Source organism: Stenotrophomonas sp. YJH_SMC_57 (genome assembly GCF_059369755.1).
Genome location: NZ_JCAFSZ010000003.1, coordinates 18,426 through 34,122, shown reverse-complemented (window position 1 = coordinate 34,122; position 15,697 = coordinate 18,426). Strand labels below are relative to the sequence as shown.

General features: G+C 68.5%; 14 protein-coding genes. 7 read left to right on the top strand and 7 right to left on the bottom strand.

Translation table 11 applies throughout. The features are described from left to right. Positions 1 to 50: 50 nt before the first annotated feature. The 3 genes from AC5P7U_RS04190 to AC5P7U_RS04180 are packed head-to-tail and all read left to right on the top strand — an operon-like array spanning position 51 to position 2,452. Positions 51 to 329, top strand: a complete 279-nt coding sequence (locus tag AC5P7U_RS04190) for a hypothetical protein (RefSeq protein ID WP_308308019.1) — start codon at positions 51 to 53, stop codon at positions 327 to 329. Then, the gene (locus AC5P7U_RS04185; protein WP_495220814.1) at positions 329 to 928 is read left to right on the top strand and encodes a DUF6436 domain-containing protein; all 600 of its coding nucleotides are present in this window, start codon (positions 329 to 331) and stop codon (positions 926 to 928) included. Before AC5P7U_RS04190 ends, AC5P7U_RS04185 begins: the two co-directional genes overlap by 1 nt. A gap of 9 nt (positions 929 to 937) precedes the next feature. Next, a complete protein-coding gene (locus AC5P7U_RS04180) occupies positions 938 to 2,452 on the top strand; it encodes an aminotransferase-like domain-containing protein (RefSeq protein ID WP_495220813.1) in 1,515 nt (504 codons plus the stop codon). Between the two features lie 67 nt (positions 2,453 to 2,519). On the opposite strand, the gene AC5P7U_RS04175 is transcribed toward AC5P7U_RS04180, so the two are convergent. Continuing rightward, a complete protein-coding gene (locus AC5P7U_RS04175; RefSeq protein WP_308308021.1) occupies positions 2,520 to 3,821 on the bottom strand; it encodes an aminotransferase class V-fold PLP-dependent enzyme in 1,302 nt (433 codons plus the stop codon). Continuing rightward, complete coding sequence (locus tag AC5P7U_RS04170) at positions 3,821 to 6,223, bottom strand: TonB-dependent receptor plug domain-containing protein (protein ID WP_495220812.1); 2,403 nt, start codon at positions 6,221 to 6,223, stop codon at positions 3,821 to 3,823. The genes AC5P7U_RS04175 and AC5P7U_RS04170 overlap by 1 nt, the downstream gene beginning before the upstream one ends. A gap of 201 nt (positions 6,224 to 6,424) precedes the next feature. Between AC5P7U_RS04170 and AC5P7U_RS04165 the strand changes: the two genes are divergently transcribed. The 3 genes from AC5P7U_RS04165 to AC5P7U_RS04155 are packed head-to-tail and all read left to right on the top strand — an operon-like array spanning position 6,425 to position 9,108. Beyond that, positions 6,425 to 7,252, top strand: a complete 828-nt coding sequence (locus AC5P7U_RS04165) for an AraC family transcriptional regulator (protein WP_006474964.1) — start codon at positions 6,425 to 6,427, stop codon at positions 7,250 to 7,252. A gap of 13 nt (positions 7,253 to 7,265) precedes the next feature. Continuing rightward, positions 7,266 to 8,378 (top strand): alpha/beta hydrolase family protein, encoded by a 1,113-nt coding sequence (locus tag AC5P7U_RS04160; protein ID WP_414554932.1) that lies wholly within the window; start codon positions 7,266 to 7,268, stop codon positions 8,376 to 8,378. A 58-nt stretch (positions 8,379 to 8,436) separates the two neighbouring features. Then, the gene (locus tag AC5P7U_RS04155; RefSeq protein ID WP_414554931.1) at positions 8,437 to 9,108 is read left to right on the top strand and encodes a VOC family protein; all 672 of its coding nucleotides are present in this window, start codon (positions 8,437 to 8,439) and stop codon (positions 9,106 to 9,108) included. A gap of 1 nt (position 9,109) precedes the next feature. Here AC5P7U_RS04155 and AC5P7U_RS04150 read toward each other — a convergent pair whose 3' ends face one another. From AC5P7U_RS04150 to AC5P7U_RS04140, 3 genes are all read right to left on the bottom strand, one after another. Continuing rightward, positions 9,110 to 10,513, bottom strand: a complete 1,404-nt coding sequence (locus AC5P7U_RS04150; RefSeq protein WP_414554930.1) for a TPM domain-containing protein — start codon at positions 10,511 to 10,513, stop codon at positions 9,110 to 9,112. Then, complete coding sequence (locus AC5P7U_RS04145; protein WP_495220811.1) at positions 10,510 to 12,333, bottom strand: M3 family metallopeptidase; 1,824 nt, start codon at positions 12,331 to 12,333, stop codon at positions 10,510 to 10,512. The genes AC5P7U_RS04150 and AC5P7U_RS04145 overlap by 4 nt, the downstream gene beginning before the upstream one ends. 92 nt (positions 12,334 to 12,425) lie before the next feature. Then, positions 12,426 to 12,932, bottom strand: coding sequence for a hypothetical protein (locus AC5P7U_RS04140; protein ID WP_197564234.1), 507 nt, complete (start codon positions 12,930 to 12,932; stop codon positions 12,426 to 12,428). A gap of 81 nt (positions 12,933 to 13,013) precedes the next feature. On the opposite strand from AC5P7U_RS04140, the gene AC5P7U_RS04135 reads away from it, so the two are divergent. Further along, the gene (locus AC5P7U_RS04135; RefSeq protein WP_308308028.1) at positions 13,014 to 13,640 is read left to right on the top strand and encodes a YiiX/YebB-like N1pC/P60 family cysteine hydrolase; all 627 of its coding nucleotides are present in this window, start codon (positions 13,014 to 13,016) and stop codon (positions 13,638 to 13,640) included. Between the two features lie 54 nt (positions 13,641 to 13,694). On the opposite strand, the gene AC5P7U_RS04130 is transcribed toward AC5P7U_RS04135, so the two are convergent. Both AC5P7U_RS04130 and AC5P7U_RS04125 read right to left on the bottom strand, forming a co-directional pair. Continuing rightward, complete coding sequence (locus tag AC5P7U_RS04130) at positions 13,695 to 13,853, bottom strand: hypothetical protein (RefSeq protein WP_014038817.1); 159 nt, start codon at positions 13,851 to 13,853, stop codon at positions 13,695 to 13,697. A gap of 272 nt (positions 13,854 to 14,125) precedes the next feature. After that, positions 14,126 to 15,550 (bottom strand): short-chain fatty acid transporter, encoded by a 1,425-nt coding sequence (locus AC5P7U_RS04125; RefSeq protein ID WP_197564232.1) that lies wholly within the window; start codon positions 15,548 to 15,550, stop codon positions 14,126 to 14,128. Between the last annotated feature and the right edge of the window lie 147 nt (positions 15,551 to 15,697).

The following is a 15,697-nucleotide window of genomic DNA, read 5'->3' as shown; positions in this document are numbered from 1 at the left end:
GCGCATGGCGCGCTATCCATACAAGATGATATTTTGTATGCAATGTATGGATGAAGGGACGAGCGTCGATGCGCGCCGAGAAACTGAAGTTCCACCTGGTGATGGCCGGGTGCGGTGGCTTTGTGGTGCTGATGCTGGCCGCGCTGGCCTGGGTCTGCCTGCAGCCGCAGACGCTGGATGTGCAGGCCGCCGAGCGCCACGCCATCGAGCAGTGCGTGCAGCGCAGCGAGGATCCGGCGCGTAGCGAGATCCAGCGCCGCGCGCAGGCCGACTCCTGCCGCGAGATGCGCAAGCAGTACGTGCACAAGTTTGGCGGAGACGCGTCCTGATGGGCGCAGCCGCGCCGCGCCGCCGCTGGCTGCTGCCGATGATGATCGCCCTCGCCTGCCTGTTCATGGCCGGCGTGGCGGCGGCGTTGTGGCAGTACTTCGGGTACAGCGCGCAATCCACCTTCACCGAACAGGCCATCGTCTTCGACGACTCGCAGCTGCGCCTGCCCGCCGATCTGGCCGGTGACACCGGCCGTATCCGCGTGGTGCATTTCTGGGACCCGGCGTGCGGCGTGTGCAACCGCGAAACCGGCGCACACCTGAGTTACCTGATCAGCATGTACCGCCGCGCCGGCATCGACTTCTATGCGATCCGCCGCCCGGGTACCCACGGCGAGCTGCCCGAGCCACTACGCAGCAAGGTGATCCACCTGCCGACCATCGATGGCATCGAACACATCCCGGCCAGCCCTGCGGTGGCGATCTGGGACCGGCAGGGCCACCTCGCGTATGCCGGCCCGTACAGCATCGGCATGGTCTGCAACTCGGCCAACAGCTTCGTCGAACCGCTGCTGGACAAACTGGTGCGCGGCGAAACCGTGCGCCCGAAAGGACTGCTTGCCGTGGGCTGTTACTGCCCCTGGCACGCCCCGCGCTGAGGACGCGCAATGACTTCACCGAGGCTGGCCGGCGCGACCGCCGTAAACAACAACGGCGGTCACCTGCCCGAACCGACCGATGGTTATGGACAGGCTCCCGCCGTTGGAAACAACGATACGCCCCGACATGCTCCGTACATGCCGCGACCGGATGTCGCAGCGCGCGAGTGGGTGCAGGACGTGCTCGCGCACAGCGGGCCGATCTACCTGCGCATCGTCAACTCACTGGAACGCTCGGTGCGTCGCGGCGGCCTTGCACCGGGACAACGGCTGCCTTCGCAGCGCGCGCTGGCGCTGCAGCTCGGCGTCGATCTGACCACGGTCACCCGTGCCTTCGATGAAGCACGCAAGCGTGGCCTGATCGAGGCGCGCGGTCCGCAGGGCAGTTTCATCGCACCGCCCAAGGCCGGCTTCGAGCAGGTGGTGGACCTGAGCATGAACGTGCCGCCGGTGCCCGATGCCGATGCACTGGCCGAGACGCTGCGCCGTGGCGCCGCCGCCGTACTTGCGCGCAGCAACGCGCCCAACCTGATGACCTACCACCTGGGCGGCGGCAACCCGACCGATCGCCATGCGGCGGCGCGCTGGCTGCGGCCGATGCTGGGCACCGTGGACGACGCCTGCCTGCTGCTGACCGAAGGCGCCCAGGTCGCGCTGGCGGCGATCCTGCTCAGCCAGAGCCGCGATGGCGATGCGATCCTGTGCGACACGCTGGTCTACCCGGGGTTGCTGCAGGCAGCGGCCGCGCTGGGCCGGCGCCTGCTGCCGGTGGACAGCGACGAACACGGCATGTGTCCCGAGGCGCTGGCCCGCCGGGCACGCGAAAGCGGCGCGCGGCTGGTCTATCTCAATCCCACCTGCCAGAACCCGAGTGCATTCACCCTGCCGCTGCAGCGGCGCGAAGCGTTGGCGCGCGTACTGGAACGCGAAGGCCTGCTGGCGATCGAAGACGATCCGTACTGGCACCTCGCCGAGGACGCGCCGACAGCGCTGGCAACCCTGGCGCCGCGCCACGTGTTCTACGTGGCCACGCTGTCGAAAGTGATCAGCCCAGGCTTGCGCACGGCCTTCGTGCAATGCCCGGATGCGGCGCATGCCGAGTCGATGACGGCCGCGCTGCGGGCGACCCGCTTGATGGGTCATCCGCTGGTGTCGGCGCTGGCCAGCCAGTTGCTGTTGGATGGCTCGGCGCAATCGTTGCTGGCGCAGGTACGCAGCGAGGCGCGCGAGCGTCTGCGCATGGCACGGTACCTGCTGGCACCGTCACTGCTGGTGCGCGCCGAGGGCCTGCATGCCTGGTGCCGGGTGCCGGCGCCGTGGACCGATGCCACCTTGGTACGCACCGCACAGCTGCAGGGGCTGGCGATTGCGCCGTCATCGGCATTCTGCCCGCCCGGGGTGCTGCATCAGAACGGCGTGCGGCTGTCACTGGGGCTGGCGGCGGACCGCCGGCAACTGGAAAGTGCGCTGCGGCGGATTGACCGGTTGTTGTTGTCGGATGCGTTGCCGGCGATCGAGCGGTAGGTGGGGAACATCCACGCCATGCGCCGACGGAATGTGCCAACCAAGGTTGGCACCCACCAAAGCAGGGTCAGGCCAGGGCGGAGAGCGCTTGCACCAATGCATCCATCTGCTCCGGCCGGGTGAACACTGACGGCGTCACCCGTACGCATGCACCGGAATCGAGGCCGTCGCGGTGCGTGGTGAACACCCGATGCTCATCCAGCAGGCGCTTCTGCAGCGCGATGTTGTCGGCCGTGCTGGTGCGCCCGCGCAGGCGGAAGCTGGCCAGCGCACTGGCCAGCCCCGGGTCCGGCGAGGACAGCACTTCGATATGTGCCATCTGCCGTGCCGGCGCCGTCCAGCGCTCGCGCAGGTAGCGCAGGCGCGCCTGCTTGTTGGCCGCACCGATGCGCTGGTGCAATGCGATCGCTTCCGGCAGTGCCAGGTAGGCAGCGAAGTTGACCGTGCCGGTGTGCACCCGGCTGCCCACGCGGCCATCGTCGGTCTCGCCCATGTACGGGTCCAGATCCGCCACGCGGCCCTTGCGCACGTACATCGCGCCGACGCCGACCGGCGCACCGATCCATTTGTGCAGGTTGATGCCGACGAAGTCGGCTTTCAGGTCCGGCACCGCGTAGTCAATCTGGCCGAAGCCGTGCGCCGCATCGACGATCACATCGATGCCCCGCGCCCGCGCACGCTCGGCGATTTCCGCCACCGGCAGCACCAGCCCGTGGCGATGACTGACCTGGGTCAGCAGCACCAGCTTCAGCCGCGGCAGGCCCGCGAACGCGGCCTCGTAGGCCTGCAGGATCTGCGCGTGGTCCGGCACCGCCGGCAGTACGATGCGCTCCACCTGCACGCCGCGGCGCTGCTGCAGCCAGCGCATCGCGCCGATCATGCTGTCGTAGTCGATGTCGGCGTACAGCACCTGCTCGCCGGGCTGCAGGCGGTTGTAGCCGCCGATCAGGGCCAGCATCGCCTCGGTGGCACCGCGGGTCAGCGCAATCTCATCGTCCGCCACGCCCAGCAGTTCGGCCACCTGCCGCTGCACCGCCATGTACTGCGCCGGGAACTCACGGCGGCCATACCACGCGTTGCCATGGTTCACCTCGGCTGTGTGGCGCTGGTAGCTGGCCAGCGTCTCGCGCCCCATCGCGCCCCAGTAGCCGTTCTCGAGGTGGTTCACCTCGTCGGTGATGTCGAAGTGGCTGGCCACCGCGGACCAGTAGGTTTCATCGTGGGCCAGCTTTTCCGGTGCCACGGTCTTCGCGGGTATCTGCATCGGGCCAGCGTAGCGCGCGGCCGCCTGCGCAGGCAGTGAAGGCAGTACAGCGGCGGCCGGCAGCAAGGTGCCGGCGCGCAGCAGGGAACGACGGGTGCGGTCCATCAGAAGCTCAACCGGTACTGTGCGTACAGGTTGGCACCATCGGTGTCGTACGGCGCGTTGCGCGAGTAGACCAGGCCACGGCTGGCCTGGAAGGTGGCCTCATCCGGATAGCGGTCGAACACGTTGTCGGCACCCACGCGCAGGCTGTGGTGTTCGTTGATGCGATAGCCCACGGCCAGGTCGAGGAAGCTCATCGCGCCGAAACGCTGGTAGATGTCGCCCGCTGCATTTCCGCTGGAGTCGGTCCAGGCGCCGTAGTAGCGCATGCGCGCCATCAGCGACCACGCGCCGATGTCCCAGCTGCCGGTCAGGCTGCCCTTGTGCTCGGGCAGGCGGTCTTCGAACAGCACGCGCTGGGTCTCGTTGGTGGCCACCGAGGTGCTGCCATTGTCCACGCGGGTGCGGTTGTAGTTGTAGGCCAGGGTCAGCGTCATGCGGCCCGCGCCGAGGTCGCGCAGGTAGTTGCCGACCACGTCCACGCCGGTGGTGGTGGTATCGAAGTCGTTGGTGAAGTAGTTCACCGAGGTATAGCCCAGCGGGTTGGGCGTGCCGGCCGGAATGGCGAAGCTGGCCGACTGGCTGAAGCGGTCGGTGAGCTTGATCTGATAGACATCCACCGAGCCGGACAGGCCCAGGTCGGTGCGCCAGGTCAGACCCAGCGACGCGGTACGCGATTCCTCCGGCTTGAGCGGCTTGGCACCGAGCAGCTGGGCCAGCGGATCATTCGGCGACAGGCGGCCGCTGGTGAAGATCTGCAGCGTGCGCGTGTCCAGGCCCTGCGTGGTGCTGGTGGTGTTGAGCTGCGCCGGCGTCGGTGCACGGAAGCCGGTGGACACGGTGCCGCGCAGGGCTACGTCCGGGGTGATCGCAAAGCGCGCCGAGAGCTTGCCGTCCAGCGTGCTGCCGAAGCTGGAGAAGTCTTCATAGCGGCTGGCCGCGCCGATGCTCCAGCGCTCGCCCAGCGGCACCTCCATATCCACATAGGCGGCCTTGCTGCGCTGGCTCCACTGCCCGGCCTGGCTGGCCGAGAAACCCGGTGCGCCGTTGGAATTGGCTTCCAGGCCAGCGGCCGCACCCGGGCCGACCGCATACGAAGCCGGATCACCGGCGCGCACCTGGTAGGTCTCCTGGCGGAACTCGCCACCGAAGGCGACGTTGATCGGCCTGGCGAGCGCGGCCACGTCCCACTCGTAGTTGAAGTCGGCGTTGGCGTTCTTCTCGGTCTGGGTCAGGCGGCCGAGATCGAACGCGGTCGGGCTGGCCGGGCCGAGCGAGGCGTTGATCGAGTTCTTCAGACTGTAGTCGATGGCGTTGCGACCGTACGAGGCGCTCACATCCCAACGCAGCTTCGGGGTGATCTCGCCGCGCAGGCCACCCACCAGCTGCAGGTCGTTCTGCGTGTTGCCGTACTGCGGGCTGAAGCCCACCGGGTAGATCGAACGCAGGTTCCAGCCGGGGAAGATCGTGGTCGTACGGTAGGCGCCGGTGGTGGTATCGGGGTTGCGCCAGTTGAAATCGCTGACGCCATCGCTGTGGCTGTACAGGCCGAAGGCATAGAGCTCCAGCGTGTCGCTGGCGTTGCCCTTCACGTTGAAGCCGACGCGGCGGCTTTCAAGGTCCGGCTGGCCCCAGCGCTGCACCGGGTTCGGCACCTCCAGGTCCGGATGTGCAGCCTGGAAGGCGATGGCATCCGGGCGCTGGCGGGTGCGCGAGGTGGCATCGGAATTGGACGATTCGGCGAACAGCACCAGGCTGCCGTAGTCACCCAGCGACCAGCCGGTGCGCGCACTGAAGTCACGCGAGGCACCGTCGCCCTGCGCATACTGCGAATAGCCGGCGGTGATCTCGGTGCCGGGGCCATCCTCGAGAATGATGTTGATGACGCCAGCGATGGCGTCCGAGCCGTACTGCGCCGACGCACCATCGCGCAGCACTTCGATGCGCTTGATCGCACTGGTCGGAATCTGCGCCAGATCGGCCGCCTGCGCACCGCGGTTTCCCAGCAACGCGCTGCGATGGAATCGGCGGCCGTTGACCAGCACCAGCGTCTGGTCTGGCGACAGGCCACGCAGGGTAGCCGGGCGCACGAACACCTGGCCGTCGGCCATCGGCAGGCGCTGCACCACGAACGACGGTACCAGCTGGGCCAGCACGTCCTTCAGGTCGGTGGATTCAACCGACTTGATGTCTTCCTTGGTGAACACATCCACCGGCGCCAGCGTTTCGAACTGGGTGCGGTTGGAGGCGCGGGTGCCGGTGACCAGCATCGCATCGAGCTGGGTGGGCGCCGCGCGGCTGCCCGCGGTGGCATCGACCGCATCGGCCTCCGCTGCGATCGCGCCTCCTGCGCTGGCCATGGAAAGGGCAAGGAGGATGGAACGCGAAAGCTTCGAACGATGCACGGCAGGGCTCCGGAAAGGCACGACAGGGCCAGCACCTGCGCAGGCACAACAGGGCTGGACAAGGCGCGCAGTCTCGGCGCGATGTGTGAAGGAGCCATGACGTCAGTACGACAGCTTGATGCCGCTGGAGCGCAAGAACTGCTAAACGCCGCGCCGCCCGATCCGCTACTGTGCCCGGCATCGGCTTCTGGGAACGGCGGGATGAGCGCGGCAGGCAAGGCATTGTGGTACATCGAAACCCACGCGGATTCACCACTGGCCCTGGCCGATATCGCAGCGGCGGCCGGGCTTTCGCCGTTCCACCTGTCACGCCTGTTCCAGGCCCGCACCGGCACCTCGGTGGTGCGCTACCTGCGGGGGCGGCGCCTGAGCGCCGCTGCGCAGCGACTGGCCGAGGGTGCGGGTGACATCCTGCCGGTGGCGCTGGCGGCAGGCTACACCACCCATGCCGCGTTCACCCGTGCCTTCTGCGAACAGTTCGGGCAGACGCCGGAGCGGGTACGCGAGAACGGCATCGCTGGATTGGCACTGGTGCAGGCGATCCGCGTGGACGATGCGCCAGCCGCCTGCACGGAAGCCCCGCGCCTGCTCGACACGCCCGCCTTCCAGGTCGCTGGCATCGGCATGCGCCACACCCGTGACAGCAGCGGTGCGATTCCCGGGCAGTGGGCGCAGCTCAACCGCGAATGGCCAGCGCCGGCGCCGATCAGCTTCGGCGTGTGCTGCAACAGCGATGACGACGGCGGCTTCGACTACATCGCGGCACTGCCGGCCAGCGCGCTGTCGACTGTGCCCGCACATTGGCAACGCGTGGCGGTACCGGCGCGTCGCTATCTGGTGGCCTGGCACGGCGGGCACATCTCCAGTATCCGCTCCACCTGGTTCTGGCTGCTGGACCACTACCTTCCCCACTCGGGTCTGTGCCTGGCCGATGCGCCGGACCTGGAACGCTACGACGCCCGCTTCGATGAGCACACCGGCCATGGTGGCGTGGAAATCTGGTTGCCGGTGGACGAACGCCCTCGCTGACATGGAGTTGAAGATGCGCATGAAGGCCACTGTGCTGGGAATGATCCTGATCGGCCTGGCGAGCGTCGCCGCCGCCCACGAAACCGGGTTGGCCGGCGAACGCCACGGCACCACGACGGTGGACAGCGCCGCGGTGCGCGATGTGCAGCACCGCGACGCGCTGCGCTACACGGTCTGGTATCCGGCACAGGCCGGCAGCCGCGAGACCGCGCTGACCATCGGCCCGCCCGATGCGCCCCTGTTCGACGTCGGACGTGCAGCGCTGGATGCACCGGTTGCGGGCACGCGCCTGCCAACCCTGCTGCTCTCGCATGGCAATGGCGGCAGCGCGCGCATGATGGGCTGGCTGGGCACGGCGTTGGCGCGCGCCGGGTATCTGGTGATCGCGGTCGATCATCCCGGCAACAACGGTGCCGATCCGATGACCCTGCCGGGCAGCGTGCTGAGCTGGTTGCGTGCCGATGATCTGCGCGCCGCGCTGGCGGCGGTACAGGCCGATCCGGTGCTCGGCGCACACGTCGATCACAGCCGCTTGGGCGTGGTCGGATTCTCGGCCGGTGGCTACACCGCGCTGCTGGCCGCCGGTGCACGACCCGACCTGCAGCGGTTGCTGGCGTTCTGCCGTGCACATCCGGATGACGGCGTCTGCCGGCCCCAGCAGGAGGCCGCCACGCACACCATGGAAGCGCGCCGGGCCGCCGCGGCCTCCCCTGCACTGGCCCCCTGGATCTCCCACTCTGACGACGCGCGCGCCCTTCCCGGCGTGCGCGCGGTGTTCCTGCTGGCACCCGCGATCGTGCAGGCGTTCGCGCCCGGGCAGCTGTCCTCGTTGCAGCTGCCGGTGTCGATCGTGCTGGGCGATGCTGACAAGGTTGCCCCGCCGACGAGCAATGGCGAAGCTGCACAGGCATTGATTCCGGGTGCGACGTTGCTGCGCCTGGCGGGTGTCGGCCACTACGATTTCCTGTCCACCTGTACGGCTGCCGGCGTGCAGCGGCTACCGGACCTGTGCACCGCTGCGGCGACAAGGGCGGGAACCCACCGGCGGACGGTGGATGCAGCGACGGGGTTCTTCGACGCTGCGCTGCGTGAGCCGCACGATAACGAACCGTTGCATCTACGGTGACGCGTGCGCAATCCCCGCAGGATTAAACTCGGCGCATGCGCTCCACGGAGGATCGATCATGCGCCTGCTCCACCTGACCCTGCCGGTGTCCGACGTGGCCACCGCCGCCGCGTACTTCCACGACGTGCTGCAGCAGCGCGTGGTCGGCAACCACGTGCACGTCGGCTGGAGCACGATCGAACTGCAGCCCGCCGCTGATCATCCGGTCGGCGGCGTGCACCTGGCCTTCAACGTGCCGGACAACCGCTTCGGCGAGGCGATGGCCTGGCTGCGCGAGCGCACCCCCTTGCAACGCAATCCAGCCGGACTGGACTACTTCGCGCTGGAAAGCAGCTGGCAATCGCAGTCGGTGTACTTCACCGGTCCCGATGGCCTGATCCTGGAACTGATCGGGCGCCGCCGCCTGCCGGACAGCACGCGCCAAGGTGCTTTCCACGGCGGCGAGCTGACCTGCCTCAGCGAAGTCGGCCTGCCCAGCCACGATGTCGACAGCGTGCGCGAGCAGGCCAGCCAGCGGTTCGGCCTGCAGCCGATCAGCCCGCCGTCGCCGCAGTTCGCACCGATGGGCGACGACGAGGGCCTGCTGATCGTGGTGGCCGCCGATCGCCGCTGGTTCCCCGAGCAGAAGGATCTGCCCAACGCGCAGGGCCTGCAGCTGCAGGTCGGCGATGTAGGCGGCGCGGGTGTTGCGGAAGACGCTTCGCTGGGGTGGCGGGTGCAGGCTGCCTGAACTACCAGCTGCCCGACGCGCCACCGCCGCCGCTGCGCCCGCCGCCACCGGACCAATCGCTGGAACTGCTCGAGGATGAACGTGACGACGCGCTGCTGGACGCGCTGCGAGAGCCACCGGATGAGCGCAGGCCGCCGCGTGCCCTGTCAGCCGGCAGCAGGGTGAAGATCCACACGAAGTACAGCACCAGCGTGCCCGCACTCCACCCGATCGTCGCCGCAAGGCGCGCCGCCGGCTCGGCCCGATCGATGGCCAGCAGTGCGAAGAGTGCGTAGCCGGCACTCAGCAGCAACAACACCGTGAACCTTACCGCGAAGCTGCTGCGATCCTTGTGCCAGCGCGCGCGGCCGGCCTGTACGATGAAAAACACCAGCATCGCGGCAATGCCTACGGCCAGGTCCAGCAACACGTGCAGGGCCAGGCTGGGCGGCAATTGGCCGCGCAGCAGCATCACCCCGAAAAACACCCCATTGGCCCCGAGCAGGCCCAGCAATGCAACGCGCAGCCCCCGGCTGCGGCGCCAGCACCAGCCGAGCAGGCTCGCCACCGGTACGCACAGCGCCAGCACGAAGCAGAGCGCCGCCATTGCCTGGCGGGGTGCCCACAGCGCCGCCGCCAGCACGCCGGCAGCGATCACCACAGTCACCAGCACCGGGCGGCCCCAGGCCGGTAACCGCTTCGGTCGTGTCTGCGGCGTGGCGGCCGCACGCGATGTTCCGCGCCGGCGCTGGCGATGCCTGCGCGCGAAGTCGTCCGGCGTCCTTGCCTCGGGCCGCGAGGGCGGCGACCGCCACAGCCCGGCGAGGAAGCCGGCCAGCAGCGCCAGGGCAACCACCGAATCGGCGCTGCGCCAGTCCGGCGGCAGCACGTTGCGTGCCGACGGGTCTTCCCAGCCCGGCAACGCCTCGCCATCAATCAGCGCGACCACGACCTTCGTTCCATCCAGCAGCCCCTGGTCGAGGTCACCCTCGCGGAAGCGCGGCACGATCGCCTTGTCGATGATGCGCGCGGCATAGGCATCGGGAATCGCACCCTCCAAGCCATAGCCGGTCTGGAGGCGCACGCGGCGGTCCTGCACGGCCACCAGCAGCAGCACGCCATCATCGACACCGGCGCGGCCCAGCTGCCATTGCTCGAACACCCGCTGTGCATAGGCTTCGATGCCCTCGTCGCCAACCCGGTCGACCACCAGCACCTGCAGCTGCGCGCCGGTGCGCGCCTGCAGCTGTAGCGCCTGCGTGCGCAGCGCGTTGCGGGTGTCCGCCGACAGCGCATGGGCGGTGTCCACCACCGGATCTTCCAGCGCCGGCACCGCCTCGGCGGCCATCGCCATCATCGGCAACAGGCACAGCAGCAACAGCCCTACCGTGGCCCAGGTGCGCCTGACCGCGCGCAGCCCGCTCATGCGCCCTGCCCCTGTTCGATCCGCGCATGCAATGCCCGCAGCTGTGCGGCCAACTGGTTGAACACCTGCAGATCGGCATCCACCAGGGCCGGCCAATCCGGCGCCTGCCCCAGCAGCTGTGCCATCTGCTCGTTCGGCGCGCGATCAAAGCCTTCGCCCAGCACGGCCAGATAGCGCTGGCCGAACCGCTCCGGGTCGCGCTGGTCCTGCACGTAGAGCTGCACGGCCAACAGCCCTGCATACAGGTAGTTCACCAGATAGTTCGGGTCGTCATACATCAGGCGCTTGCCGATCCAGCTGTTGCGCAGCTGCGGATAGTGCTCCGGATCCTGGCCGAAGCGCGCCAGCACCTGGCCGGTCAGCGCATCCAGGTCATCGGCGGTACCCAGCGTGTTGTCGGCCACGCCCCGGTAGATCGACTGTTCCAGCTGCGCCTCCTCGGACGCGGTGAACAGTTGCAGCAGCATGTCGTCCAGCAGCGACTTCAGGTAGTAGGCCTTGGCCCGCGGGTCCTGCGCCTGCTGGTACAGCTGGTCGCGGAAGCGCAGTTCGTTGTAGATGGCGAACGCCTCGGTCAGCCATGGGCTGCCATTGCGCTGCAGCGGCGACGCATGGCCACGCTGCATCCACTCGCCATGCAGCGCGTGACCGGCTTCGTGCGCGATCTCGACATCGCTCTCCAGCTCGCCGCTGCGCACGCCGACGAACAGCATTGCCGGTACGCCAGGTGCGCTTACCGGGAAGGCATCCAGGCTGCGGTCACCGCGCTCGGTGGCCAGGTCCATGCGCCGGTTGGCCGGATCGAGCAGCGCGCGCAGCTCGCCGACATATGCCGGGCCCAGGTGCTGCATGGCATCGGCGGCGGTGTCGCGCAGCTGCGGCAGCGTCAGCACCGGCGGCGCGTATCCGGCATCGGGCACCGTGGTATCCCAGAGCTGCGGCGCATCGATGCCCGAGCGCGCGGCGTGGCGCAGCAGCATCTGCTGGTAGGCGCGCCGATCGGCAGCGTGGCCTTCGATCGCCACCAGCGTGGCATCCACCGCCGCTGTATCCAGGCCCATGCGCTGGTAGCCACGCGCCGGGGCCGAGCCATCGCCCTGCATGCGTGCAGCGGCATCGTTCACCTGCACCAGCCCCAGCAGTACCGAGGCCATCGGCTCCCGGCGTGATTGAAGACCTTGCCAGTAGCCCTTCCAGCCGGCCTCGCGCAACGCGCGGTCCGGATGCCGGGCCAGGGCCTGCTTGTCGTGCCCGGTATCCCAGTGCCGTCCATCGCGCTCGATCTGCGGGTATTCGGCGCTGCGCAGGATCTGCCCGCGCAGGCGCGCGAAGCTGTCCAGCGCCGGATCAGCCAGGGCGCCCACCGCCTCGTCCAGCGCGGCATCGGCCGGGATGGCGGCTTCCTTCAGCGCACGCGCGCGCAGGAACGCATACGGTGCCGCCCACGCCGCGTCCATGGGCGCCTCGCGCAACGCGGCGCGGCCGGTACGGGCAATGCGGCTGCACAGCCCCATCACCTGGTCCAGCGCCTGTGCCGGCCGGTGGTCGCGCGCGTTGCGGGCGGCCTGCAGGTGCAGGTAGGCATGATGGCGCAGGCACTGTGCCTGCATGGCCTCGGCCTGCTGGAAACGTTGCGCGGGCGCAATGCCGGCCGCGTGCTGCAGGGCCTCCAGCTGCTTTTCCAGCGCATCACGCGCGCGCTGCTCGGCCGCGGCATCGGCGAAGTAGGCACGATCGTCGGCCTGCAGCGATTCCGCCCGGATACCGGTAAAGGGGGCCATCACCAGCACGACGGCCATGGCGGCGGTGATGGTGCGCATCCTGCGAGCCTGCATCGGCGTCTCCCTGCCTGGACCAGGCCTTGAGCCTAGCAGCCACTGCCGCCCCGCGCCTGTGCCGGATCAGGCGTCCTTCAGATCGACTCGTCCTCGCGCTTGACCAGCGTCCAGCATGGCGCCTGGGCGAAGGTGTAGGTCTGCTGGTCGCTGCTGTCCGGCATGCGGATCTGCACCTGGCGCTGCCCATCGGCCAGCGCAGTGACCTGCATCTCGCGCCCCTGCCCGGCCAGCGCGGCGGGATCAGGCATCACCGGCCACTCGACGTCGGCCAGTGCCAGGCGGCTTTCGACCTTGCGCGGTTCCGGCTCGGCCTCGGCATCGATGTAGCTGTCCAGCAGCGGATCGGCGGTGGCCTTTTCCTGCAGCGCGATCTCGTTGCCGAAGTGCTTCAGGAACGCATCGAACTGCGGATAAGGGCATTCAGCACTGGCCGGCGTCGACTGGACCGCTGCGGCCGTGGATGTCGGCGCGGGCGCGGCCGGTGCGGTTTCCGTGGGCGTTGGCGGCGGCTCGGGCGTGCAGGCAACCAGGGCCACGCCACAGGCCAACGTCAGCACTGCGGCAGAACGGTATCGACGCATGGGCTCATCCTGAATCCGGTTGGGTCGCCCCATGCTACCGCGCACCCTACACTTCCCGTATTCCGCCCGTCCGAGAATTCCATGCATCGCGTCCTGCTCCTGATCGGCCTGCTGCTACCTGCCCTGTGGCCGGCCGTGGCAATGGCCGTCGATGTCCGCGAAGGCGACCTGCTGTTCGTGACCGCCGGCCGCAGCGGCCTCAGCGCGGCCATCGACGATGCCACCGGCAAGCAGGGCGCGCCCAGCTTCGATCACGTCGCGCTGGTCGCTTCCGCACCGAAGGGCTGGGAGGTACTGCACGCCGACGAGAAGGGATCGCGCCGGCAGTCGCTGCCTGCGTTCCGCCAGGACGCGCGTGCCAAGCATCGGCAGATCGTGGTCTATCGACTGCGTGCGCCGCAGCAGGCGACCATCAAGGATGCGGTCGCCACCGCACGCACGATGCTCGGCAAGCCGTACAACACGTCATACGTGTTGAATGAGGACAGCTACTACTGCTCGGACTTCATCGAACGCGCCTTCCGCGCGCATCACGTGTTCGCGCTGCAGCCGATGAACTTCCGCAATCCGCAGACCGGGCAGATCGCCCAGCACTGGGTCGACCTGTACCACGGCATGGGCATGCAGGTTCCGCAGGACCAGCCCGGCACCAACCCCAACGACATGTCGGCCGCGCCGGTGCTGCAGCGTATCGGCGTGCTGGAATAAGCGAAGCCCCGCACGAGGCGGGGCTTCACCGGTCACGCCGCGTACCGCGCGTGGTCATTCTTCTTCGTCGTGGCCGCCCTGCTGCTGGTTGCGCTCTTTGCGCTGCTGATCCTGTTGCTGCTGTTGCTGCTGGTCACGACGGCCCTGCTGCTGATCCTGCTGGTTCTGCTGACCCGGCTGCTTCTGGTTCGGGTTCTGGTTCTGCTGTGCCATGTCCGTTCTCCGAAAGCCACGCGCGAAATGCGGTGGACGGGGCCATCGTCCGCAGCGATTGGTTAATCACGCGTGCGTGGGCGGCTACATCTGTGTGTACGCGCGTGAATGAACACGCCAAGGCCCTTGCAGCACAAGCCCATGAAGGATTCATGCGGGTTCGGCATGTGCTCATGCCAGCGTCGGGGCAACGCGCATTCATGGCTGCCTCGGCCGGAAACGCGCGCTGAACGTGGCGGGTGTGCCCTGCTGCAGGGACACCCGCGCTGGATTCAGGGCATCACCGGCGGCACATACGCCAGGGTCATGCCCAGCAGCCACAGCAGGCCCAGCACCAGCGGGATGTGCACCAGCAGCTGGATGAAGGTGAAGCCGACGATGTCGCGTGCTTTGAGTCCCAGCACACCCAGCAGCGGCAGCATCCAGAACGGGTTGATGAGGTTCGGCAGCGCTTCGGCGGCGTTGTAGACCTGTACCGCCCAGCCCAGGTGCGCCTTCAGTTCGTTGGCGGCCTGCATCACGTACGGCGCCTCGATGATCCACTTGCCACCGCCGGACGGCACGAAGAAGCCCAGCACTGCCGAGTAGACGCCCATCACCAGCGCGAAGGTATCGGTGCTGGCCACGTGCACGAACAGGCTCGACAACCGGTGCGCCAGCGTCTGCCCGTCACCGCCGGCAGCGTGGGTGAGGATCATGGCGATGCCGCCGTACAGCGGGAACTGGATCAGCACGCCGGTGGTGCTCGGTACCGCCTTGGCCACCGCATTGAGGAAACTGCGCGGCCGCCAGTGCAGCAGCAGGCCCAACGAGATGAACAGGAAGTTGTAGGTGTTGAGGTTGGCGATGGCGGTGACCACCGGCTTGTTGGCGAACTCGTTGAACAGCCAGCCGAACGCCAGCAGCGAGAGCAGCACGGTCAGCAGCGGGCTGTATTCGAGCCACTCGCCGGGACGCGTACGCTGCTGCAGCGGCTCCGGCTCGGCCTGCGCGGCACCAGGGAAATCCTCGGCGGTACGGGCGCTGCCGGCGGCCGGCGCGGTCAACCAGGCGATCAGCAGCGAGACCAGGATCAGTACCGCGGTCAGCGCGATCGACTGCCACAGGAAGATGGTTTCGGTGAACGGCAATACGCCGGTGATCTCCACCAGCCCCGGCGGCATGCTGGCAGGGTTGGCCTGCAGCTGCGCGGCCGACGAACTCAACCCCATCGCCCACACCGCACCCAGGCCCAGGTACGCCGAAGCGCCGGCCGCGCGGTAGTCCATGCGCAGCTCGGTACGGCGCGCCAGCGCCCGCACCAGCAGGCCGCCGAACACCAGTGAGAAACCCCAGCTGAGCAGCGAGGCCAGCATGCTGACCAGGCCCACGTACACCACCGCACCGCGGCCGGTGCGTGGCACCCGGGCGAGGAAGTCGATGAAGCGCGCGACCACCGGTGCAGTGGCCACGGCATAGCCACCGATGACCACGAAGGCCATCTGCATGGTGAAGGGAATCAGGCTCCAGAAGCCGTCACCGAAGGCGCTGGCGGTAGCCTGGGGGGTCGAGCCGAAGCCCATCGCGGCCAGCGCGACGATGACCACGCCCAGCACCGCGAACACATACGCATCGGGGAACCACTTTTCCGCCCAGGCGGCCGAGCGCAACGCAGCGCGCGCCATCCAGCCGTCCTGTACTGCTGCCTTCGAGGCCATCATCCACCCTCCCAGGTTCGATCGCTCGATTCTGGGCGGTGGGGTGCAGGCTGTCAGCCACCTATTGGTCGTAGGTGGCGGAGGCTGGTCGCGCCGGCCGCTGGCCGGCAACCTCGCGATCGCACACGTGCACAGCCGGCCAGCGGC